Below are 16,092 nucleotides of genomic sequence, written 5' to 3'. Positions count from 1 at the left end.
TCAAACAGCTGCGCGCGAGCGCGATTTTATCTTCCAGCGATAAAGCGGGCGCAAGATTTCACGCTTCAGCTTGTCTGGCAGGGAGCGTGATTTCTGGATCGTGCTGCCGCCCAGCTGCACCGAAATTTCTTTCACGCCGCCCGGAAGGACGGACAGTGGTTTCAGCCCGGTTACCCAGTTCATTTGCGCGGTGGTGTCTACAGGGCGGTCGAAGACTTCGGTTGCCGAGAGCAGCCGTTGCGCGGCTTCCCGCCCGATAAGCTGCGCCACCATGCCGAGGCCGACCGGCACCGGCTCGATGATGCGTGCACCTTCCGTCGTCAGTACCACCCGACCGCTTTCCCGCTCGCGAAAGGGAAAGCGGATAAAACTGTCGGCTTTGAGAAACTGGCATGCGGCGGAATAGGCTGCGGCAAATTCCGGCGTCAGTTCCACATCATCTTCCAGCACCAGACCTGCGTCCAGCCCTTGATCGACAATAGCCTGCCAGGCCTTCCGGTGCGAAAGGAAACAGGCAATTTCATTGGTGCTGAGTTGAAATGGATAGCGGGGCTTGTGTGCCGACCGCCGATAGACACGGCTGATCGTTTGCGCATCGAGCGTGCGACCGTCGACAGCGTTGACGACGTCTGTTTCAATCGGCAGCTTTCGAATAAGCTCTTCGACCTGGGGCTGGCGGTCGGTGGCGCGCTCCAGATGGATGATGAAAGCCTTGACGGCCCTCTGCGGGCCGTCACTCGCGGTAATGTCAGGACGCGTTTCGTTCATGGTCCCTATTTACCTTGGAACACATGGAAAAGCTCCAGGAATTTTGCAGATCAGACAGGCTGCCAGCCTGGTTCGACACGATCGGCTTCCGCCCGCCACAAATCGGCGTAGTCGACATTCTGCCAGTCCTTGAATCACGGCCCGCCGCGCGTGTAATGGACGACTTTCGGCAGTCCGGTTTCCGGCTTCTCGTTCCAGCCTTCAAGCCAGTTGTAATCCGTCGGCAACGCACCGATTTCATCGTCGGCAGCCCACTGCATACGGTGCAGATAGGCCCCGCTTTCGCGGTTGACCAGTTCGGGCGTCAGCTTGCGCGTCGAAGGATGCTCGCAGTTGAACAGCATGCAGGAAGACCAGTTCTTGCGCGGATAGCTGGTCTGCACCTTTCCATCCATCTTCACGCTGTCTTTGGGCTGATAATCGTGCTGAACGCAATAAACGGCTTTCGAAGGATCGTTATAGGATTGAAGGCCAGCAATATCGCCGAGGAAAAGGAAGTCGCAATCGCAAAAAAGTGCCCAGCCCTTATAGCCCGCAAGCCATGGCGTGAAAAAACGCGAATAGGTAAACTCAGTCGACGCCAGCGGGTCGACTTCTCGCGTGTAGGCTCCTGTTCCACAAGATCCTGCAGCTTGATCGGCACGATTTCCAACGGAATAGAAGAATGCTTCAACGCCGATGCTTTGGCGACGTCGTATGCGATGGGCTCGCGAGAATCCCACCCGATGAAAATGCGCAACGGTTCACTCATTCATATGCTCCTTTAAAGCGATTGCCTCGTGATCGTTCTCACGCCTTCTGCCGAAAATTATAGGTATGTGCAGCGTCATTGAATAAGGCTGATACGCCCGGACTTTACCTTTTGCTCAACCCAGCTGCGCTCATCCCCCCAGGTGTGACGTTTCCATCCTTCCCAGGTGAAGCCGCAGATTTTCACGTCCCAGCTTTCCTGCGGGCACTTTTCGAGCATGTACCAGATGCCAAAAAAACCAGTACTTGGAAAGACTTTGCTTATGTTCTCTTCGGTTACGCCCAGCTCTTTGCACCCGGCCAGATAGAACTGGGGCGGCATTATCCGGATTTCCTTGCCGGCAGAACCGACAACCTCAATGGTCTGCATGGTCCAGTCACCGCGCCGTCCCTTGAGGCGGGAAAGGAAATTCGGGCGGGGGTGGTATTTGCGGATGATGCTGGGATGATAGGCCAGCATCACTTCCTTGGCTGCCTTGAAGGTCGGTGTCTGTACGAAGCCCGGATCGCGCAGACGCCGCTGCATGGGCTTGCTGGAGGTTGCCAGCATCAGGATATCCGTCCGGGTGCCACTCATGCCGATTGATTGTTTGGGTTCATTGAAACGGACAACAAAATCCGCTGCATCCACTTCGGCAGAAAGATCGCGCGGCAAAGGCGCGTTGCCGACGATGATCAAGGTCTTTTTCATGCACTCCAACTCAAAATAGAACGAACCACGGCCGACTGTGAAATAGCGGGCATCTCTAAACCAGAATTACATAATGAATACGATATTTGGAGACTATTTCTCGGAAGAAATTGAAATCCGGTGGAAATGCTGGGATTTCGCTGCGATCACGGCTGCCATGCAGGAAATGCACTTCTCAAACGGCACAGGAAGGCGGAAGCTCACACTCGGGAGGAAGATAAAAAAGGGGATACCACAATGAATCTTCGTACCCACTTCCATCGCTGGATGCAATATCGCGAAAACGTTCGCGAACTCAGCGGCTGCACAGACCGCGAGCTTTCCGATCTGGGGCTTTCCCGTACAGATATTCATCGCGTTGCTCGCGAAGCCGCTTTCGCGTGAACATGTCAGGGTCGTTGTTCTTTTGGAAACGCGACCCTGAACCGATCCGCAGGAAACCTCCAAAACTTACACATCGCCCGGTTTCTTGAAACGGATGTGAATGTTGTCGCTTGCGAGGTCGAAGCCAGCATAGTTACGCTGAAAGGCAATGAGCGCATCATTGACGCCCTTTGAATAATCGTCTTCCTGCACATCGATATGGTGCCGGTAGAGTATTCTGTCGTCCTTATAGAATATAACCTGACCTTCCATCATAGCCTCCTTCTGATGACGCGCAGAGCAGAAATCCGTCGGCGGTTTCAGGCGTCATGCGCTTTGAAACGGGTGGGTAGAGCAATATTCTACACACGGGCCTATGGCTGAAGTGGTGCCGAAGGCACTTATCCAGTCGGTATGTCTATTTGAGATAGGCGATATGACGGGTGTTTCAAGATGATGCAGCGCCGGTTCGGGCTTTGCTGAGCTCGAGCCATGCCCGAGCGGCGTGAGACAGGAATGCACCTTTCCGCCAGATCAACGCCAGATGCCAGCTCACGTCCGCGCCATTGATCTTGTGAATGCGCACGCCGGGGTGATGCCGCTGTTCCGCGATCATTTTCGGCAGAAAGCCGATCCCCATGCCCGCTGCCACCAGTTCCACGATGAAGTCGATCTGGCTGGAACGGACCGCAACGTTCGGAGAGAATCCATGCGAACGACATGCATCAAGGATGATATGATTGAGGGCAAAGCCGCTCTCGAAAAGAATGAAAGGCAGGCTGGCGATATCCGGCAGCGAAACGCCATCGCCTTGTGCCTTCGCGTGATCGGTCGGGAGCAGCGCCACAACCGGTTCGCATCGCACATCCTGCCATTCGAAACTGTCTCCAACCGGCAGAAGCGAAGCCGCGAGTTCCACATCGCCCGCCAGCAGCAGTTCCTCCAGCCTTCTGCTGCCGTGCTCGACCAGTTGAATGTCGATCTGCGGATAAAGCTTCGTATAGGCTGCGAAAACGGGCGCAAAAAGCACGCTGGAGCCGATAGGCGGCAGCCCGAGCCTCAGGAGGCCGCGCTTGAGGCCGCGCAGTTCATTGAGCTCGGCCAACATGTCGTCCTTTTCCGCCAGCATCGCGAGCGCGCGTCGGAAGACGATCTCGCCCGCCGCAGTGAGCCGCGAGGGCGAAACTTCACGATCAAGCAGGACCAGCCCCAATTCGTCCTCAAGCTGCCTGACCGCCTTGCTGACGGTCGATTGGGTCGCGTTGATGGCTTTTGCGGCAGCGGAAAAACCGCCCTGCCGCACCACTTCGACAAATGCCTGGAAGCTGCGCAAATTCATGAGCCATTCTATTACGGAATAGCTGCAATGAAATCAATTCATTTCTAGAATAGCGCCTCCCCGCCTATATTCATCGATGAAAATGCCTCGGTTCCTATTGGAAAAGCACATGAACGCCCACAGCCTCTTGATCCGGTTTCGTTACGTATTGCATCACAGTCGCCTGATGCAGATCGCGACGCTGGTTGGCTTCTGGCTGGCGGGTGAGTTCTTCGTTCGCCTGGTGGGCCTCCCGCTTCCCGGCGGCATTGTGGGGATGGCGCTGGTGCTGGCTCTCCTTCTGAGCGGGCGCATCAGCCTCTTCAGCATGAAGCGCGGTGCGGAGTGGTTCCTGGCAGAGATGCTGCTCTTTTTCGTTCCTGCGGTTCTTGCGGTACTTGAGCATCAGGAATTGATAGGCCTGCTCGGCCTCAAGATCATGGCCGTGATTTTGCTGGGCACATTGACGGTGATGAGCGTCACCGCATTGACGGTCGACCTCTGCTACCGGTGGAGCCTGCGTTATGTCGCTAAGTAACCCGCTTGTAGCGACGCTTTTCTGGTCCGCCGCAACGATCCTGCTTTATCTCGCGGCCAAGCGCGTCTACCGCCGTTTTCCCATGTGGTGGCTGACACCGCTTGCCGTCACGCCACTGTTGCTGATGGCGCTCGTCATCGCGCTCAACCAGAACTATCGCGGCTATTTCAGCGCCACCCACTGGCTGGTCGCGCTGCTGGGACCTGCAACCGTTGCCTTTGCAATCCCGATCTATCAGCAACGCGCCACGATCCGCCGCTATTGGCCGGTGCTTCTGGCAGGCGTGGTGGTGGGAAGTTCGTCGGCAATGGCTTCCGCATGGGGTCTGGCACATCTGTTGGGACTAAATGAAGCTATCAGCCTCAGCCTGATGCCCCGCTCGATGAGTACGCCATTTGCGATGACGGTTTCCGGCGACATTGGCGGCACGCCGGATCTGACTGCCATCTTTGTGGTGCTCACGGGCGTGTTCGGCGCGGCGATGGGCGAAGTTATGCTCAACTGGCTGCCCATCCGCTCGGCGCTGGCACGCGGAGCCCTTTTCGGCATGGGCGCCCACGGCGCCGGTGTTGCGAAGGCGCATCAGATCGGCAGCGAGGAAGGTTCCATTGCCGGGCTGGTCATGGTGCTTGTAGGACTGGTGAATGTGCTGGCCGCGCCCCTGATCGCTCACTTTCTATAAACGCCCGGAAACCGGCGTTTTATCTGGGTGAGCGTTTTCATAAAAACAATTGGTTAGAGTGGTTTTGAACGGACCTGTGAAAACAGAACCGCTCCAGAGGGCCTGCCTTTTTCGTGAGCGTCAACGTCTTTGCATAACTGATATGCATTAATGGTCGTTGCTGCTGAGGGAGGTGCCGGGTAAACATCTCTTCATCGAGTTCACTCCTCCTCCCAGAACTCGATAAGGAATACGGCACTCCTCCTCCCAAGCCGTATTCAAGATCAGGCCGCGCATCCTCCTCCCGCGCGGCCTTTTTCTTTTTCAGCTTCCCCTATTTGTTCTGATGCGTTGACAATGCGTAACCGCGCAAGCCCATAGGCAATTCGCGGCCTCTACTCTATTTCTGGTCCAGGTTCTGAAATCGGGAAGAAGCGTCCATGACAAGCGGCATCCACCACATCACCCTCATCACCAGAAAAGTGCAGGCGAATGTCGATTTCTACGTCGGCTTTCTGGGGCTGCGCATCGTCAAGCAGACGGGTGGATTCGAGGATGCCGAGCAGCTCCACCTGTTCTACGGGGATCGTACCGGCACACCCGGATCGCTGGTCACGTTTCTGGTTTGGGAGGATGGCTCCAGGGGCCGCGTCGGTCATGGACAGGTTGGTGAAATTGCGCTGGCTATAGATCGAACTGCCATCGGTTTCTGGCTGGAACGCGCGCTGCGCTATCATGTGCCGTCCGAAGGGCCGGTGCAGGAATTCGGCGAACCGGTCCTGCGCCTGCGCGATCCTGACGGAGTGATTGTGAAGCTGATCGGCTGCGATCTTGCCGCCAATGATGCCTGGGAAAGCGAGGGCATACCCGCCGTTTTCGCGGTCAGGCGCTTGCGGGCCGCGACCGTCCTGTCCGAAACCCCGGAGCAGACTGCCCGTTTCATCGAGCGTCATTTCGGATTCAGAGCTGCGGCCAAAGAAGGCACGATAGAGCGTCTCTTGTCGGATTCGGGCGACGCTATCGATGTGCGCGACGCGGGCGGCTTCTGGCCGGGCATTCCGGGTACCGGCATCGCCGACCATGTTGCTTTTCGCGCCGCTGACACAGGTGAAGTGGAAAGGGCGGAGAAGGAGCTTTCAAAGCTGAACTCCAGTGCCGTCAATGTGCACGACCGCAAATATTTCACTTCGCTCTATGTGCGCGAACCGGCCGGAACGCTGTTCGAATTTGCAACCGATGCGCCGGGCTTCACGATAGACGAGCCGGTTGAAGAACTGGGGAAATTTTTGTTCGTGCCGCCGGGCAATGAGGAAAAGGCGGATGCGATCCGCGTACGGATGCCGCAATTCGCTCTGCCGGGAGAGGAGCGAGTGATCTACCGCGACCTGCCTTTCATTCACCGGATACACCAGCCGGAAGATGCCGATGGCAGCACGCTGGTGCTCCTGCACGGCACTGGCGGAAACGAAAATGACCTGATGCCCTTCGCCCGTAAGGTGGCGCCGCGCGCAACCCTTCTAGGCGTGCGTGGACGCAGCACGGAAGAGGGTATCCAGCGCTGGTTCCGCCGCTTTGACCTCAAGCGGTTCGATCAGGCCGATATCCGGTTTGAAGCCGAAGCATTCAAGGCTTTCGTCGAGGGAGCCGTTGCTGCCTATGGCATCGATCCGGACCGGACGGCATTCATCGGGAACTCCAACGGCGCCAATCTGCTGGCCGCCTTCATGCGCCTGCATCCTCACGTAGTTCGCACGGCGATCCTTCTGCGCGGGCAGGAAGTTCTGGAAGAACAGCCCGAAGGGGCGGATTTGTCCGATGCTTCGGTGCTTCTGATGAAAGGTGCTTCCGATCCTTTTGGCGACGAGGCCGGAACGCTGGAAAAAGTCCTGCGAGAAGATGGAGCGGCGCTTACCGTCAGCACAGTCGAAGCGGGCCATGCGCTCATCGATGAAGATATCCGCATCGCAAGCGACTGGCTTCGAGACAAGATATAAGTAAAAGGGCTGCGGAGAATTCCGCAGCCCTTTTACTCCATCAATCAAGCGGTTTCAGGTTTCGTTCGATCGCTTCACGCTTTCCTTCAAGGAAAGGCGGAAGCGACAGGCTTTCGCCAAGGCTTTCCAGTGGTTCGTCAACCGCGAAGCCGGGGCCGTCCGTGGCGATTTCAAACAGGATGCCGTTCGGCTCGCGGAAGTAGAGTGAGCGGAAATAATAGCGCTCCACCTCGCCGCTTGACGGCATGCGAACGGACCGCAGGCGCTCGACCCAATCCTGCATGCTTTCCTGATCCGGTGTGCGAAATGCGACGTGATGTACGGCGCCTGCACCCTGCCATGCGGTTGGCAGGTTTGGTTGTACGGCGACATGCAGTTCGGCTGCCGCACCACCCGGTCCCATCGAGAAGACATGGACATGGCCTTCGCCATCGGGTGAAGCATAGTCGCCGGTCTGACGCATGTTCATGACCTTTTCCAGGATGATCTGGGTCGGCGCCAATTCGGGAACGCTGAGCGTGATCGGACCGAGCCCCCTGATCTGCCTTTCCACGGGAACCGGGCTTCGTGCCCAGCTATGCGTTTCACCCGCGCCGCCGTCATCGGTCAGGCGCAGCCGCTGCCCCTCGGGGTCCTCGAAGTCGAGAACGGCGCGTCCCGCAGCTTCGAAAATGTCGCTCGTCTGGACGCCCTTCTCAGTCAGATGCTTTCGCCACCAATCAAGACTTTCGACCCCGTTCACGCGCAAGCCGGTGCGGGCGACGCTATTGGTGCCGCGCTGTTCGCGCTGTACCGGCCAGTCGAAAAAGGTGATGTCGGTCCCGGGTGAAGCCAGCCCGTCCGCATAGAACAGGTGATAGGCGCTGGTGTCGTCCTGATTGACGGTCTTCTTGACGAGCCGAAGCCCGAGCGTGTCGGTGTAGAAGCGCCGGTTGCCGGGCGCATCGGCGGTAATGGCTGTCAGATGGTGCAGCCCTGTCAGTTCCAATGCCATATGTGTGCCTCCTTCAGAAACGGAGTTGCTGTTGGCGGATATATCGGGCAGGGCTGACTGCGGGGAAAGTATCAGCTGTTGAACAGTGTGTAACCCATAAGCCGCAACCGCTGGTCTTTCGACAACGGTGGATAATTGGGGGCTTGGCAGAAGGTTTCACGTAAAGAATATGTTAACCTTCAAAATTCGGGTGTAAGAGCCCTGCTGGCGTAGTGTTAGGGAGTATGGTTTTGCGGCGCATTTTTTCTTGGTCTGCCCCTGCGTTGCTTGTTCTAGTATCTCTGCTCACCGGTTGCGCCAGCCGCCCTGAAGGCGTGCTCGTTCCAATCGGCGATACTGCCTCTCCCGGCACGACGAAGGTCAACCTCGTCGTCGCGACCACCCGCCGCCCGTCCGATAACCCCGGCATTCTTTTCTCCGGCGAGCGCGACAAGCTCGTATCGCTCAATGAGATCGTCGTATCCATTCCCCCGGAGAAAAACCGCAAGGCGGGTGAAGTGCAGTGGCCGAAGAAGCTGCCGCCCAATCCCCAGAAGGATTTCACCACCGTCAGCGTGACGCCGGTCAAGACGGACGTGGAAATGGCAGGTTGGGTTCGTCCGCACCTGACCAAGAGCCGCCGCGTGATGGTGTTCGTGCACGGTTTCAACAATACGTTTGAGGATTCCGTCTATCGCTTCGCGCAGATCGTGCATGATTCGGGCGCCGATGTAGCACCGGTCATTTTCACCTGGCCGTCGCGCGCCAGCGTGTTCGACTACAATTACGACAAGGAAAGCACCAACTATTCCCGCGATGCGCTGGAGCAGATTCTGCGAGCCATCGTGCGCGAGCCCGAGGTCAAGGATATCACGGTCATGGCCCATTCCATGGGCAGCTGGCTGACGGTCGAGGCCCTGCGGCAGATGGCTATTCGCGATGGTCGTGTGAATGCCAAGATCACGGATGTCATTCTGGCCTCGCCCGATCTCGACGTTGATGTGTTTTCGAAGCAGTTTCTTGCTATGGGCAAGCAGCATCCCCGTTTCACATTGTTCACCTCGCGGGACGACAAGGCGCTTGCATTGTCCCGGCGCATTTCGGGCAATATCGACCGCCTGGGCCAGATAGACCCGTCGATCGAGCCTTATCGTTCCGAACTGGAAAGAGCGGGCATCACCGTCATCGATCTGACGCAGCTCAAGGCGGGAGACCGTCTCAACCATGGCAAGTTTGCCGCGAGCCCGGAAGTCGTGCAACTGATCGGCAAGCGTCTCGTCGCGGGCCAGACCATCACGGATTCGCAGGTCGGCCTCGGCGATCGTCTGGGTGCAGTTGCGATAGGGACGGCGCAGGGTGTCGGGACGGCGGCTTCGCTGGTGGTCACGGCGCCGATTGCGGTGTTCGATCCCAATACGCGCAAAACCTATGACGAGCAGATTGATCGTTTCGGTCGTGCTGTCGGCAATACGGTTGGTGCGGTGACGATCCCGACGCAGTGAGGCAGTCGGGAAGGCATCTGCCTCGGCAGTTGTCATATTTAAGCTGACGCTGTAGGACTCGCGGCCAACAATTTCGGTCGCGAGGAGGACCTCATGCAGATCATCCGCACCATAGAGGAGTTGCGTCAGGCTCTGGCGCCCGCAAGGCGGACTGGAAAACGCATCGGCTTTGTGCCGACCATGGGCTATCTCCACAAAGGCCATCTTGAACTGGTGCATCGATCCAGGGCGGAAAACGATGTGACTGTCGTGTCCATCTTCGTCAATCCATTGCAGTTCGGCGCAAATGAAGACCTCGACAAATATCCTCGCGATCTGGAGCGCGACGCAACTCTGCTGCGCGGGGCCAGTGTCGATTATCTTTTCGCACCAGCGGTCAGCGACATGTATCCGCGCCCCATGCAGACCGTGGTGGATGTACCCGCGCTCGGCAACCAGATGGAAGGCGAGGCGCGTCCCGGCCACTTCGCCGGTGTCGCGACGGTGGTCAGCAAGCTCTTCAATATCGTAGGCCCGGATACTGCTTATTTCGGCGAGAAGGACTTTCAGCAACTCGTCATCATCCGTCGCATGGTGGAAGACATGGCCATTCCGGTGCGTGTCGTCGGCGTCGAGACCGTGCGTGAGGATGACGGCCTCGCCTGTTCGTCGCGCAATGTCTATCTGACGCCAGAACAGCGCGCAGCCGCCGTCATCGTGCCGAAAGCGCTCGATGAGGCTGAACGCCTCTATCGCTCCGGCATGGATGATCCTGATGCGCTGGAAGCCGCAATTCGCGCCTTCATCGCTACCGAGCCGCTGGCAACGCCCGAAGTAGTCGCGTTGCGCGACCCTGAAACCCTGGAGCGCCTGACAGCTGTACAGGGGCGCCCGGTTCTCATTGCGCTGTTCGTTCGTCTTGGCGCGACCCGGCTTCTCGATAACCGCGTCATCGCACATGTCGCGCAGGAAAGGGCAGCCTGAAATGAGCGCACCCGTCAAACAGAAGCGGCTGACGCCTAAATCCATCCAGGCCATGAAGGGCGAACGCCCCATTGTCAGCCTGACCGCCTATACGACACCGATCGCGCGGCTGCTCGATCCGCATTGCGACCTGCTGCTGGTCGGCGACTCGCTTGGTATGGTGCTCTACGGCATGGATTCCACTCTTGCCGTAACGCTCGACATGATGATCGCCCATGGGCAGGCGGTGATGCGCGGCGTGGAGAAGGCCTGTGTTATTGTCGATATGCCGTTCGGTTCCTATCAGGAATCGAAGGAACAGGCGTTCCGTAATGCGGCCCGCGTCATGCAGGAAACCGGCTGCGACGGCGTGAAGCTCGAAGGCGGCGAGGAGATGGCGGAAACGGTTGCTTTCCTCGTCAAGCGCGGCATTCCCGTGTTCGGCCATGTCGGTCTGATGCCGCAGCAGGTCAACACGGTCGGCGGCTTCCGCTCGCTCGGACGCGGCGATGAAGAGGCCGATCAGATCCGCCGCGATGCACAGGCCATTGCCGATGCGGGCGCTTTTGCGCTGGTGATCGAAGGCACGGTGGAGCCGCTGGCGCGTGAGATCACCGCATCGCTTGCCATCCCGACGGTCGGCATCGGGGCATCTGCTGCCTGCGATGGACAAATATTGGTTTCAGACGACATGCTGGGGCTTTTTCAGGATTTCACGCCGCGCTTCGTGAAGCGTTTTGCGCATCTGGCGCCAGAGGTCTCGGATGCGGCCAAAGCCTATGCCGAGGAGGTGCGGGCACGCTCTTTTCCGGGGCCGGAACATGTTTTCGGAGCAGGGAACAAGGCTTAAACGCTGAAAGCTGTGGCCGGTAACGCGCAGTGCCTTGTATTCGTTGCTCAATCACGTTCAATGCCGGAAGTGTATTCTGGAGCGGCCGTGACTGACGATATTGCCCATACCGAATTGATAGCCGTGCTGGCAGCTGTTACCGGCGAACAGCCGCGCGTCATGACCGTGCGGGGAGGGCAGGCCCTGCCATCCGGTCCGTTCGAGAGCGAGCACCGCTCTCTGCAAGCAGGCCTGCGCGCCTGGGTGCAGTCGGAAACCGCACATCCGGTCGGATATCTGGAGCAGCTCTACACCTTTGCCGATCGGGACCGGCATGCACAGGGCGAGCGTATCATCTCAATCAGCTATCTGGGCCTGGTACGCGAAAGCGACGCCGCTGCGGGGCAGGCTGGATGGCGCGGCTGGTATGATTATCTGCCGTGGGAAGATCACCGCCAGGGCGAGCCGCCCATCATGGAACACCTCAACAACGCGCTGCTCGTCTGGGCCTACCGGGCAGAGACGCCCGAACTGACGGCGCAGCGCATGCGGCGGATCGCCTTCACTTTCGGCTTCGAGAGCGGAGATTGGAGCGGGCGCTGGAATGAAGACCTTGTGCTGCAGCGCTATGAGCTGCTGTTCGAGGCCGGTCTGGTGGCCGAGGCCGGTATGCAGGAAGACGAGAACGGTCGCTCCATGTTTGCCGATCATCGTCGCATCCTTGCCACGGCGATTGCGCGGCTGCGCGCCAAGATCAAATATCGCCCGGTGGTGTTCGAGCTGATGCCGGAAAGTTTCACCCTGCTGCAATTGCAGCGCACCGTCGAAGCGCTGGCGGGTCTGCGCCTGCACAAGCAGAATTTCCGCCGCCTGATCGAACAGCAGGATCTGGTCGAAGAGACCGGCGAAAGCCACAGCGAAACCGGCGGACGCCCGGCAAAGCTCTTCCGTTTCCGCTACTCGATTGTCGAGGAACGCGCCCTTTCCGAGCGTCATCTGGCGGGAGCCAAGCTGCCAATCTCCCGCGATTGACAATATACTCGAATCGAGTATAAGGTTGCGATTATGAAATGCTCACATTGAGTATAATGGAAATGCGTAAGTGACCTTGGAGGCCACCGTGAACGATCATGTTTCCGTTTCGCAACTTTATGACCGGGTGGCCAGGGTGTTGCCAAAGGCGGAGTGGCTCGGCTTCGAGGACGATGTCGCGGCCATTCTCGAGCTGAAGAAAAAGCGCAATGCCGTCATCCTCGCGCATAATTATCAGACGCCGGAAATCTTCCACTGCGTGGCCGACATTGTCGGCGACAGTCTGGCGCTGGCACGCAAGGCGGCTGAAGTCGATGCCGATGTGATCGTGCTGGCGGGGGTGCATTTCATGGCCGAAACGGCCAAGCTGCTCAACCCGGGCAAGACAGTGCTGATCCCCGATATGGGCGCGGGCTGTTCGCTGGCCGACAGCATCACGCCGCAAGACGTGGCGCTTTTGCGTGAAGCGCATCCGGGCGTGCCGATCATCACCTATGTCAACACATCTGCTGCCGTAAAGGCGGCGTCCGACATTTGCTGCACCTCCGGCAATGCCAAAAAGGTGGTGGAATCGCTCGGTGTGGCGCGTGTGCTGATGATTCCTGACGAGTTTCTGGCCCAGAACGTGGCGCGTGAAACAGACGTGGAAATCCTCGCCTGGCATGGCCATTGCGAGGTGCATGAGCGTTTCACCCCGGACGATATTCGTGAACTGCGCGAAAGCCATCCCGGCGTCATGGTTCTGGCGCATCCGGAATGCCCGCCGGAAGTGGTGGAGGCAGCCGATTTTGCCGGTTCCACGGCAGTCATGTCGGACTATGTCGGTCAGAAGAAGCCGCAGCGCGTGGTGCTTTTGACCGAATGCTCGATGAGCGACAATGTCGCCGTTGATCACCCGGATGTCGAGTTTATCCGCCCATGCAATCTTTGTCCGCATATGAAGCGGATCACCCTCGCCAATATCCGCGATGCATTGGAAAACAATCGTCATGAAGTGGTGGTCGACGCTGCTTTGATGGAGCCGGCCCGGCGCGCCGTCGAACGGATGCTGGCAATATGATCAACACCCGGACGGCCCCGGTTCTCATCGTCGGCAGTGGACTTGCCGGGCTGATGACCGCGCTGACGCTATCACCCCAGCCGGTCCTGCTGGTGACAGCGGGAAGCCTTGGCCTGTCCGGTTCCAGCACTTTGGCGCAGGGCGGGATCGCTGCGGGTATCGGGGCGGACGACAGTGCGGCGCTGCATCTGGCCGACACGATTGCAGCAGGCGATGGCCTCTGCGATGCGGCGGTTGCTGCGGAAATCATAGCAGCGGGCGCGGACGTCATTGCTGCTCTGGAAGCCTATGGCGTGCGCTTCGACCGCAAGGCCGACGGTTCGTTGTCCCTAGGTCTGGAAGCCGCGCATAGTCGCCATCGTATCGTCCATGTCGATGGTGATGCGACGGGCGCTGGCATCATGCGCGCTTTGATCGCGAAGGTTCTGGCAACGCCCTCGATCACCGTCATGGAAAACACCCGCGCCCTGCGGCTCATCAAGCAGGATGGCCGTGTGGTCGGTGCCTGCCTGGAGAATGCTGGACCGGTTGCCGCGCGCGGCGCGGTTCTGGCGACCGGTGGTATCGGGGGGCTCTATAAGGCTACGACCACGCCGCTTGGCAATCTGGGGCAGGGGGCTGCTTTGGCGGGTCGTGCGGGCGCAGTGCTTGCCGATATGGAGTTTGTGCAATTTCACCCCACTGCACTTGCCGTCTCTGCACCGCGTCTGCCGCTGGTCAGCGAAGCGGTGCGCGGCGAAGGCGCGGAACTCATCAATGATCGCGGTGAGCGGTTCATGGCCGACATTCCGGGCCGCGAGCTAGCCCCGCGAGATGTCGTTGCCCGTGCCATTGGCAGCGAGATCGGTCAAGGTCGAAAGGTTTTTCTCGATGCGCGGGCGGCTCTGGGGACGGGTTTTGCAACCCGCTTCCCGGGTATCGATGCGCTTTGCAGGCAGCATGGCATCGACCCTTCGCGCGACCCCATTCCGGTGCGGCCCGCTACCCATTACCACATGGGGGGCGTCAAGACCGACGCTGACGGGCGCAGCACGATACCCGGCCTGTGGGCTGTTGGTGAAGCTGCCTGCAATGGCCTGCATGGCGCGAACCGGCTTGCCAGCAATTCTTTGCTCGAAGCTGCGGCAATGGGGCTGCGCGCCGCTCACGCCCTTGTGGATGACGAAGTGATCGGTGCTCGCCAAATCGCGCCTGTCAGCCTGCCCGGAGATACCGATCCCGAACCGGTAAGGCGCGTCGTTTCCAGTCATCTAGGACTGTTGCGCGATGAAGAAGGTTTGCGCGTGGCGGTCACCACCCTTCTTCCGCTCGCTGAGTCAGACGATGCCGCCGCGGTGGCGCTGGTCGCTGCGGTTGCGGCATATGAACGGTGCGAGTCGCGCGGAAGCCATGCCCGCATCGATCATCCGCAAAAGGATGCAATTGCCAGACGCCGATTTCACACATTCGAGACGGCGTTTGCGCAGGCTCGCGAGATAAACGATCCAAACCGAATTTCCAGGATAGCTTCATGAACCTGCCGCACCTGTCTCCGCTTGTTGTCGAACCGCTGGTGCGCACCGCACTTCTGGAAGATCTGGGGCTTGCCGGCGATATTACCAGCAATGCCGTCGTACCGGAGGATCACCGCTCGGCCATGCTGTTCAGCCTGCGCCAGCCGGGTGTCATCGCCGGGCTGGATGTGGCTGAAATGGCGTTTCGTCTGGTCGATCCGGATGTCACATTCGAGCGCATGGCCCGGGATGGCAAGTTTCTTGAAAAAGGGAGCGACATTGCCCGTGTTTCCGGCAGTTCGCGGTCGATCCTGGCGGGTGAGCGAACGGCGCTCAATTTTCTCGGTCACCTGTCCGGTATCGCCACGGCAACGGCCAATCTGGTGAAGGCGGTCGCGGGAACCAGGGCTTCCATTGTCTGCACGCGCAAGACGACGCCGGGGCTGCGTGCTTTGCAGAAATATGCGGTCAGGGCAGGCGGGGGTATGAACCATCGCTTCGCGCTCTATGATGCGGTGCTCATCAAGGACAACCACATCGCAGTTGCGGGCGGCGTGCGCGAAGCCATCGAGCGCGCTAAGGCCGGTGCAGGCCATATGGTCAAGATCGAGGTTGAAGTTGACACGCTGCAACAGCTTGATGAAGCAATGGCGGTGGGTGTGGACGCAGTTCTGCTCGACAATATGTCACCGGATCAGTTGCGCGAGGCTGTATCGATCATCGATGGCCGCGCCATTTCGGAAGCTTCGGGCGGCATTACACCGGAAACGGTCGCAGCCGTTGCCGCAAGCGGTGTCGATCTGATTTCGGTCGGCTGGACGACGCACAGCGCGCCAAACCTCGATATCGGGCTCGATTTTGAATTGAATGGCTGAGGCAATAGCCCGCAATCTTCCCGAATATTCGGACCTGTTCGCTGCAAAACCCGACACATGGTGCCGGGGTGGTCTGCGGTTTGGTCTGCGCCCGGCGCCTTCCAAATTCGGGCAACAAACTCCCTTCAAAACATGATTGTAATATTCATATTTTCGTGTCACAAATTCACTGACTGATAGTCAGTCATGAGTCGTGCGGCGGTTCGGACACCTGCTTGTGTGCGTGCGGGTCGCCGGATCGTTGTCACGGCTCGCAGCGGCAACATTGCTGCGAAATTCAGGAATATCGATCAGGAGGGAGCG

Annotated in this window: 16 protein-coding genes and 1 pseudogene; 11 read left to right on the top strand and 6 right to left on the bottom strand. The window is 58.9% G+C overall.

What is annotated here, in order from left to right; all coding sequences use genetic code 11:
- The 3 genes and pseudogenes from ACS5UA_RS04335 to ACS5UA_RS04325 form a co-directional block, all read right to left on the bottom strand.
- Entirely contained in the window at nt 1-768 is a 768-nt protein-coding gene (locus tag ACS5UA_RS04335) for a glycosyltransferase family 25 protein (protein WP_113463481.1), read from the bottom strand.
- A 50-nt stretch (nt 769-818) separates the two neighbouring features.
- Nucleotides 819-1,519, bottom strand: a pseudogene (locus ACS5UA_RS04330) (glycosyltransferase).
- A gap of 75 nt (nt 1,520-1,594) precedes the next feature.
- On the bottom strand, nt 1,595-2,209 hold the full coding sequence (locus ACS5UA_RS04325; protein WP_113463482.1) for a glycosyltransferase family 29 protein: 615 nt from the start codon (nt 2,207-2,209) through the stop codon (nt 1,595-1,597).
- A 237-nt stretch (nt 2,210-2,446) separates the two neighbouring features.
- Here ACS5UA_RS04325 and ACS5UA_RS04320 point away from each other — a divergent pair, with 237 nt between their 5' ends.
- Nucleotides 2,447-2,593 (top strand): DUF1127 domain-containing protein, encoded by a 147-nt coding sequence (locus ACS5UA_RS04320; RefSeq protein ID WP_022568352.1) that lies wholly within the window; start codon nt 2,447-2,449, stop codon nt 2,591-2,593.
- Nucleotides 2,594-2,659: 66 nt separating this feature from the next.
- On the opposite strand, the gene ACS5UA_RS04315 is transcribed toward ACS5UA_RS04320, so the two are convergent.
- Complete coding sequence (locus ACS5UA_RS04315; RefSeq protein WP_021586234.1) at nt 2,660-2,845, bottom strand: hypothetical protein; 186 nt, start codon at nt 2,843-2,845, stop codon at nt 2,660-2,662.
- A gap of 175 nt (nt 2,846-3,020) precedes the next feature.
- Entirely contained in the window at nt 3,021-3,911 is an 891-nt protein-coding gene (locus tag ACS5UA_RS04310) for a LysR family transcriptional regulator (protein WP_113463483.1), read from the bottom strand.
- 109 nt (nt 3,912-4,020) lie between these two features.
- On the opposite strand from ACS5UA_RS04310, the gene ACS5UA_RS04305 reads away from it, so the two are divergent.
- From ACS5UA_RS04305 to ACS5UA_RS04295, 3 genes are all read left to right on the top strand, one after another.
- A complete protein-coding gene (locus tag ACS5UA_RS04305) occupies nt 4,021-4,428 on the top strand; it encodes a CidA/LrgA family protein (RefSeq protein ID WP_021586232.1) in 408 nt (135 codons plus the stop codon).
- Nucleotides 4,415-5,110: an LrgB family protein gene (locus ACS5UA_RS04300; protein ID WP_113463484.1), complete on the top strand. Its 696-nt coding sequence runs from the start codon at nt 4,415-4,417 to the stop codon at nt 5,108-5,110. Before ACS5UA_RS04305 ends, ACS5UA_RS04300 begins: the two co-directional genes overlap by 14 nt.
- A 419-nt stretch (nt 5,111-5,529) precedes the next feature.
- Nucleotides 5,530-7,083, top strand: a complete 1,554-nt coding sequence (locus ACS5UA_RS04295; protein ID WP_113463485.1) for a VOC family protein — start codon at nt 5,530-5,532, stop codon at nt 7,081-7,083.
- Between the two features lie 40 nt (nt 7,084-7,123).
- Here ACS5UA_RS04295 and ACS5UA_RS04290 read toward each other — a convergent pair whose 3' ends face one another.
- A complete protein-coding gene (locus tag ACS5UA_RS04290) occupies nt 7,124-8,077 on the bottom strand; it encodes a ring-cleaving dioxygenase (RefSeq protein ID WP_443101198.1) in 954 nt (317 codons plus the stop codon).
- A 224-nt stretch (nt 8,078-8,301) separates the two neighbouring features.
- Between ACS5UA_RS04290 and ACS5UA_RS04285 the strand changes: the two genes are divergently transcribed.
- The 7 genes from ACS5UA_RS04285 to nadC all read left to right on the top strand — a co-directional run bounded on the left by ACS5UA_RS04285 (nt 8,302) and on the right by nadC (nt 15,789).
- A complete protein-coding gene (locus tag ACS5UA_RS04285) occupies nt 8,302-9,558 on the top strand; it encodes an alpha/beta hydrolase (RefSeq protein WP_031346485.1) in 1,257 nt (418 codons plus the stop codon).
- Between the two features lie 93 nt (nt 9,559-9,651).
- Nucleotides 9,652-10,521: a pantoate--beta-alanine ligase gene (gene panC, locus ACS5UA_RS04280; protein WP_113463487.1), complete on the top strand. Its 870-nt coding sequence runs from the start codon at nt 9,652-9,654 to the stop codon at nt 10,519-10,521.
- A 1-nt stretch (nt 10,522) separates the two neighbouring features.
- Entirely contained in the window at nt 10,523-11,350 is an 828-nt protein-coding gene (gene panB / locus ACS5UA_RS04275; RefSeq protein ID WP_113463488.1) for a 3-methyl-2-oxobutanoate hydroxymethyltransferase, read from the top strand.
- Nucleotides 11,351-11,410: 60 nt separating this feature from the next.
- Nucleotides 11,411-12,361, top strand: a complete 951-nt coding sequence (locus tag ACS5UA_RS04270) for an NUDIX hydrolase (protein WP_113463489.1) — start codon at nt 11,411-11,413, stop codon at nt 12,359-12,361.
- Between the two features lie 88 nt (nt 12,362-12,449).
- On the top strand, nt 12,450-13,421 hold the full coding sequence (gene nadA / locus ACS5UA_RS04265) for a quinolinate synthase NadA (RefSeq protein WP_162759256.1): 972 nt from the start codon (nt 12,450-12,452) through the stop codon (nt 13,419-13,421).
- On the top strand, nt 13,418-14,935 hold the full coding sequence (locus ACS5UA_RS04260) for an L-aspartate oxidase (protein WP_196107518.1): 1,518 nt from the start codon (nt 13,418-13,420) through the stop codon (nt 14,933-14,935). Before nadA ends, ACS5UA_RS04260 begins: the two co-directional genes overlap by 4 nt.
- Nucleotides 14,932-15,789: a carboxylating nicotinate-nucleotide diphosphorylase gene (gene nadC, locus ACS5UA_RS04255; RefSeq protein ID WP_113463492.1), complete on the top strand. Its 858-nt coding sequence runs from the start codon at nt 14,932-14,934 to the stop codon at nt 15,787-15,789. The genes ACS5UA_RS04260 and nadC overlap by 4 nt, the downstream gene beginning before the upstream one ends.
- The last annotated feature ends 303 nt before the right edge of the window (nt 15,790-16,092 follow it).

The sequence above is a fragment of the Brucella sp. RRSP16 genome, assembly GCF_052246815.1.
GTDB lineage: Bacteria > Pseudomonadota > Alphaproteobacteria > Rhizobiales > Rhizobiaceae > Brucella > Brucella intermedia.
The sequence above is the reverse complement of the archived record's forward strand: the minus strand, read 5'-3'. Positions and strand labels throughout refer to the sequence as shown.

What these genes read in the sequence shown, in the direction of transcription:
- ACS5UA_RS04335 (WP_113463481.1), bottom strand. Translation starts at nt 768, where the DNA reads ATGAACGAAACGCGTCCTGACATTACCGCGAGTGACGGCCCGCAGAGG.
- ACS5UA_RS04325 (WP_113463482.1), bottom strand. Translation starts at nt 2,209, where the DNA reads ATGAAAAAGACCTTGATCATCGTCGGCAACGCGCCTTTGCCGCGCGAT.
- ACS5UA_RS04320 (WP_022568352.1), top strand. Translation starts at nt 2,447, where the DNA reads ATGAATCTTCGTACCCACTTCCATCGCTGGATGCAATATCGCGAAAAC.
- ACS5UA_RS04315 (WP_021586234.1), bottom strand. Translation starts at nt 2,845, where the DNA reads ATGGAAGGTCAGGTTATATTCTATAAGGACGACAGAATACTCTACCGG.
- ACS5UA_RS04310 (WP_113463483.1), bottom strand. Translation starts at nt 3,911, where the DNA reads ATGAATTTGCGCAGCTTCCAGGCATTTGTCGAAGTGGTGCGGCAGGGC.
- ACS5UA_RS04305 (WP_021586232.1), top strand. Translation starts at nt 4,021, where the DNA reads ATGAACGCCCACAGCCTCTTGATCCGGTTTCGTTACGTATTGCATCAC.
- ACS5UA_RS04300 (WP_113463484.1), top strand. Translation starts at nt 4,415, where the DNA reads ATGTCGCTAAGTAACCCGCTTGTAGCGACGCTTTTCTGGTCCGCCGCA.
- ACS5UA_RS04295 (WP_113463485.1), top strand. Translation starts at nt 5,530, where the DNA reads ATGACAAGCGGCATCCACCACATCACCCTCATCACCAGAAAAGTGCAG.
- ACS5UA_RS04290 (WP_443101198.1), bottom strand. Translation starts at nt 8,077, where the DNA reads ATGGCATTGGAACTGACAGGGCTGCACCATCTGACAGCCATTACCGCC.
- ACS5UA_RS04285 (WP_031346485.1), top strand. Translation starts at nt 8,302, where the DNA reads ATGGTTTTGCGGCGCATTTTTTCTTGGTCTGCCCCTGCGTTGCTTGTT.
- panC (WP_113463487.1), top strand. Translation starts at nt 9,652, where the DNA reads ATGCAGATCATCCGCACCATAGAGGAGTTGCGTCAGGCTCTGGCGCCC.
- panB (WP_113463488.1), top strand. Translation starts at nt 10,523, where the DNA reads ATGAGCGCACCCGTCAAACAGAAGCGGCTGACGCCTAAATCCATCCAG.
- ACS5UA_RS04270 (WP_113463489.1), top strand. Translation starts at nt 11,411, where the DNA reads ATGCCGGAAGTGTATTCTGGAGCGGCCGTGACTGACGATATTGCCCAT.
- ACS5UA_RS04260 (WP_196107518.1), top strand. Translation starts at nt 13,418, where the DNA reads ATGATCAACACCCGGACGGCCCCGGTTCTCATCGTCGGCAGTGGACTT.
- nadC (WP_113463492.1), top strand. Translation starts at nt 14,932, where the DNA reads ATGAACCTGCCGCACCTGTCTCCGCTTGTTGTCGAACCGCTGGTGCGC.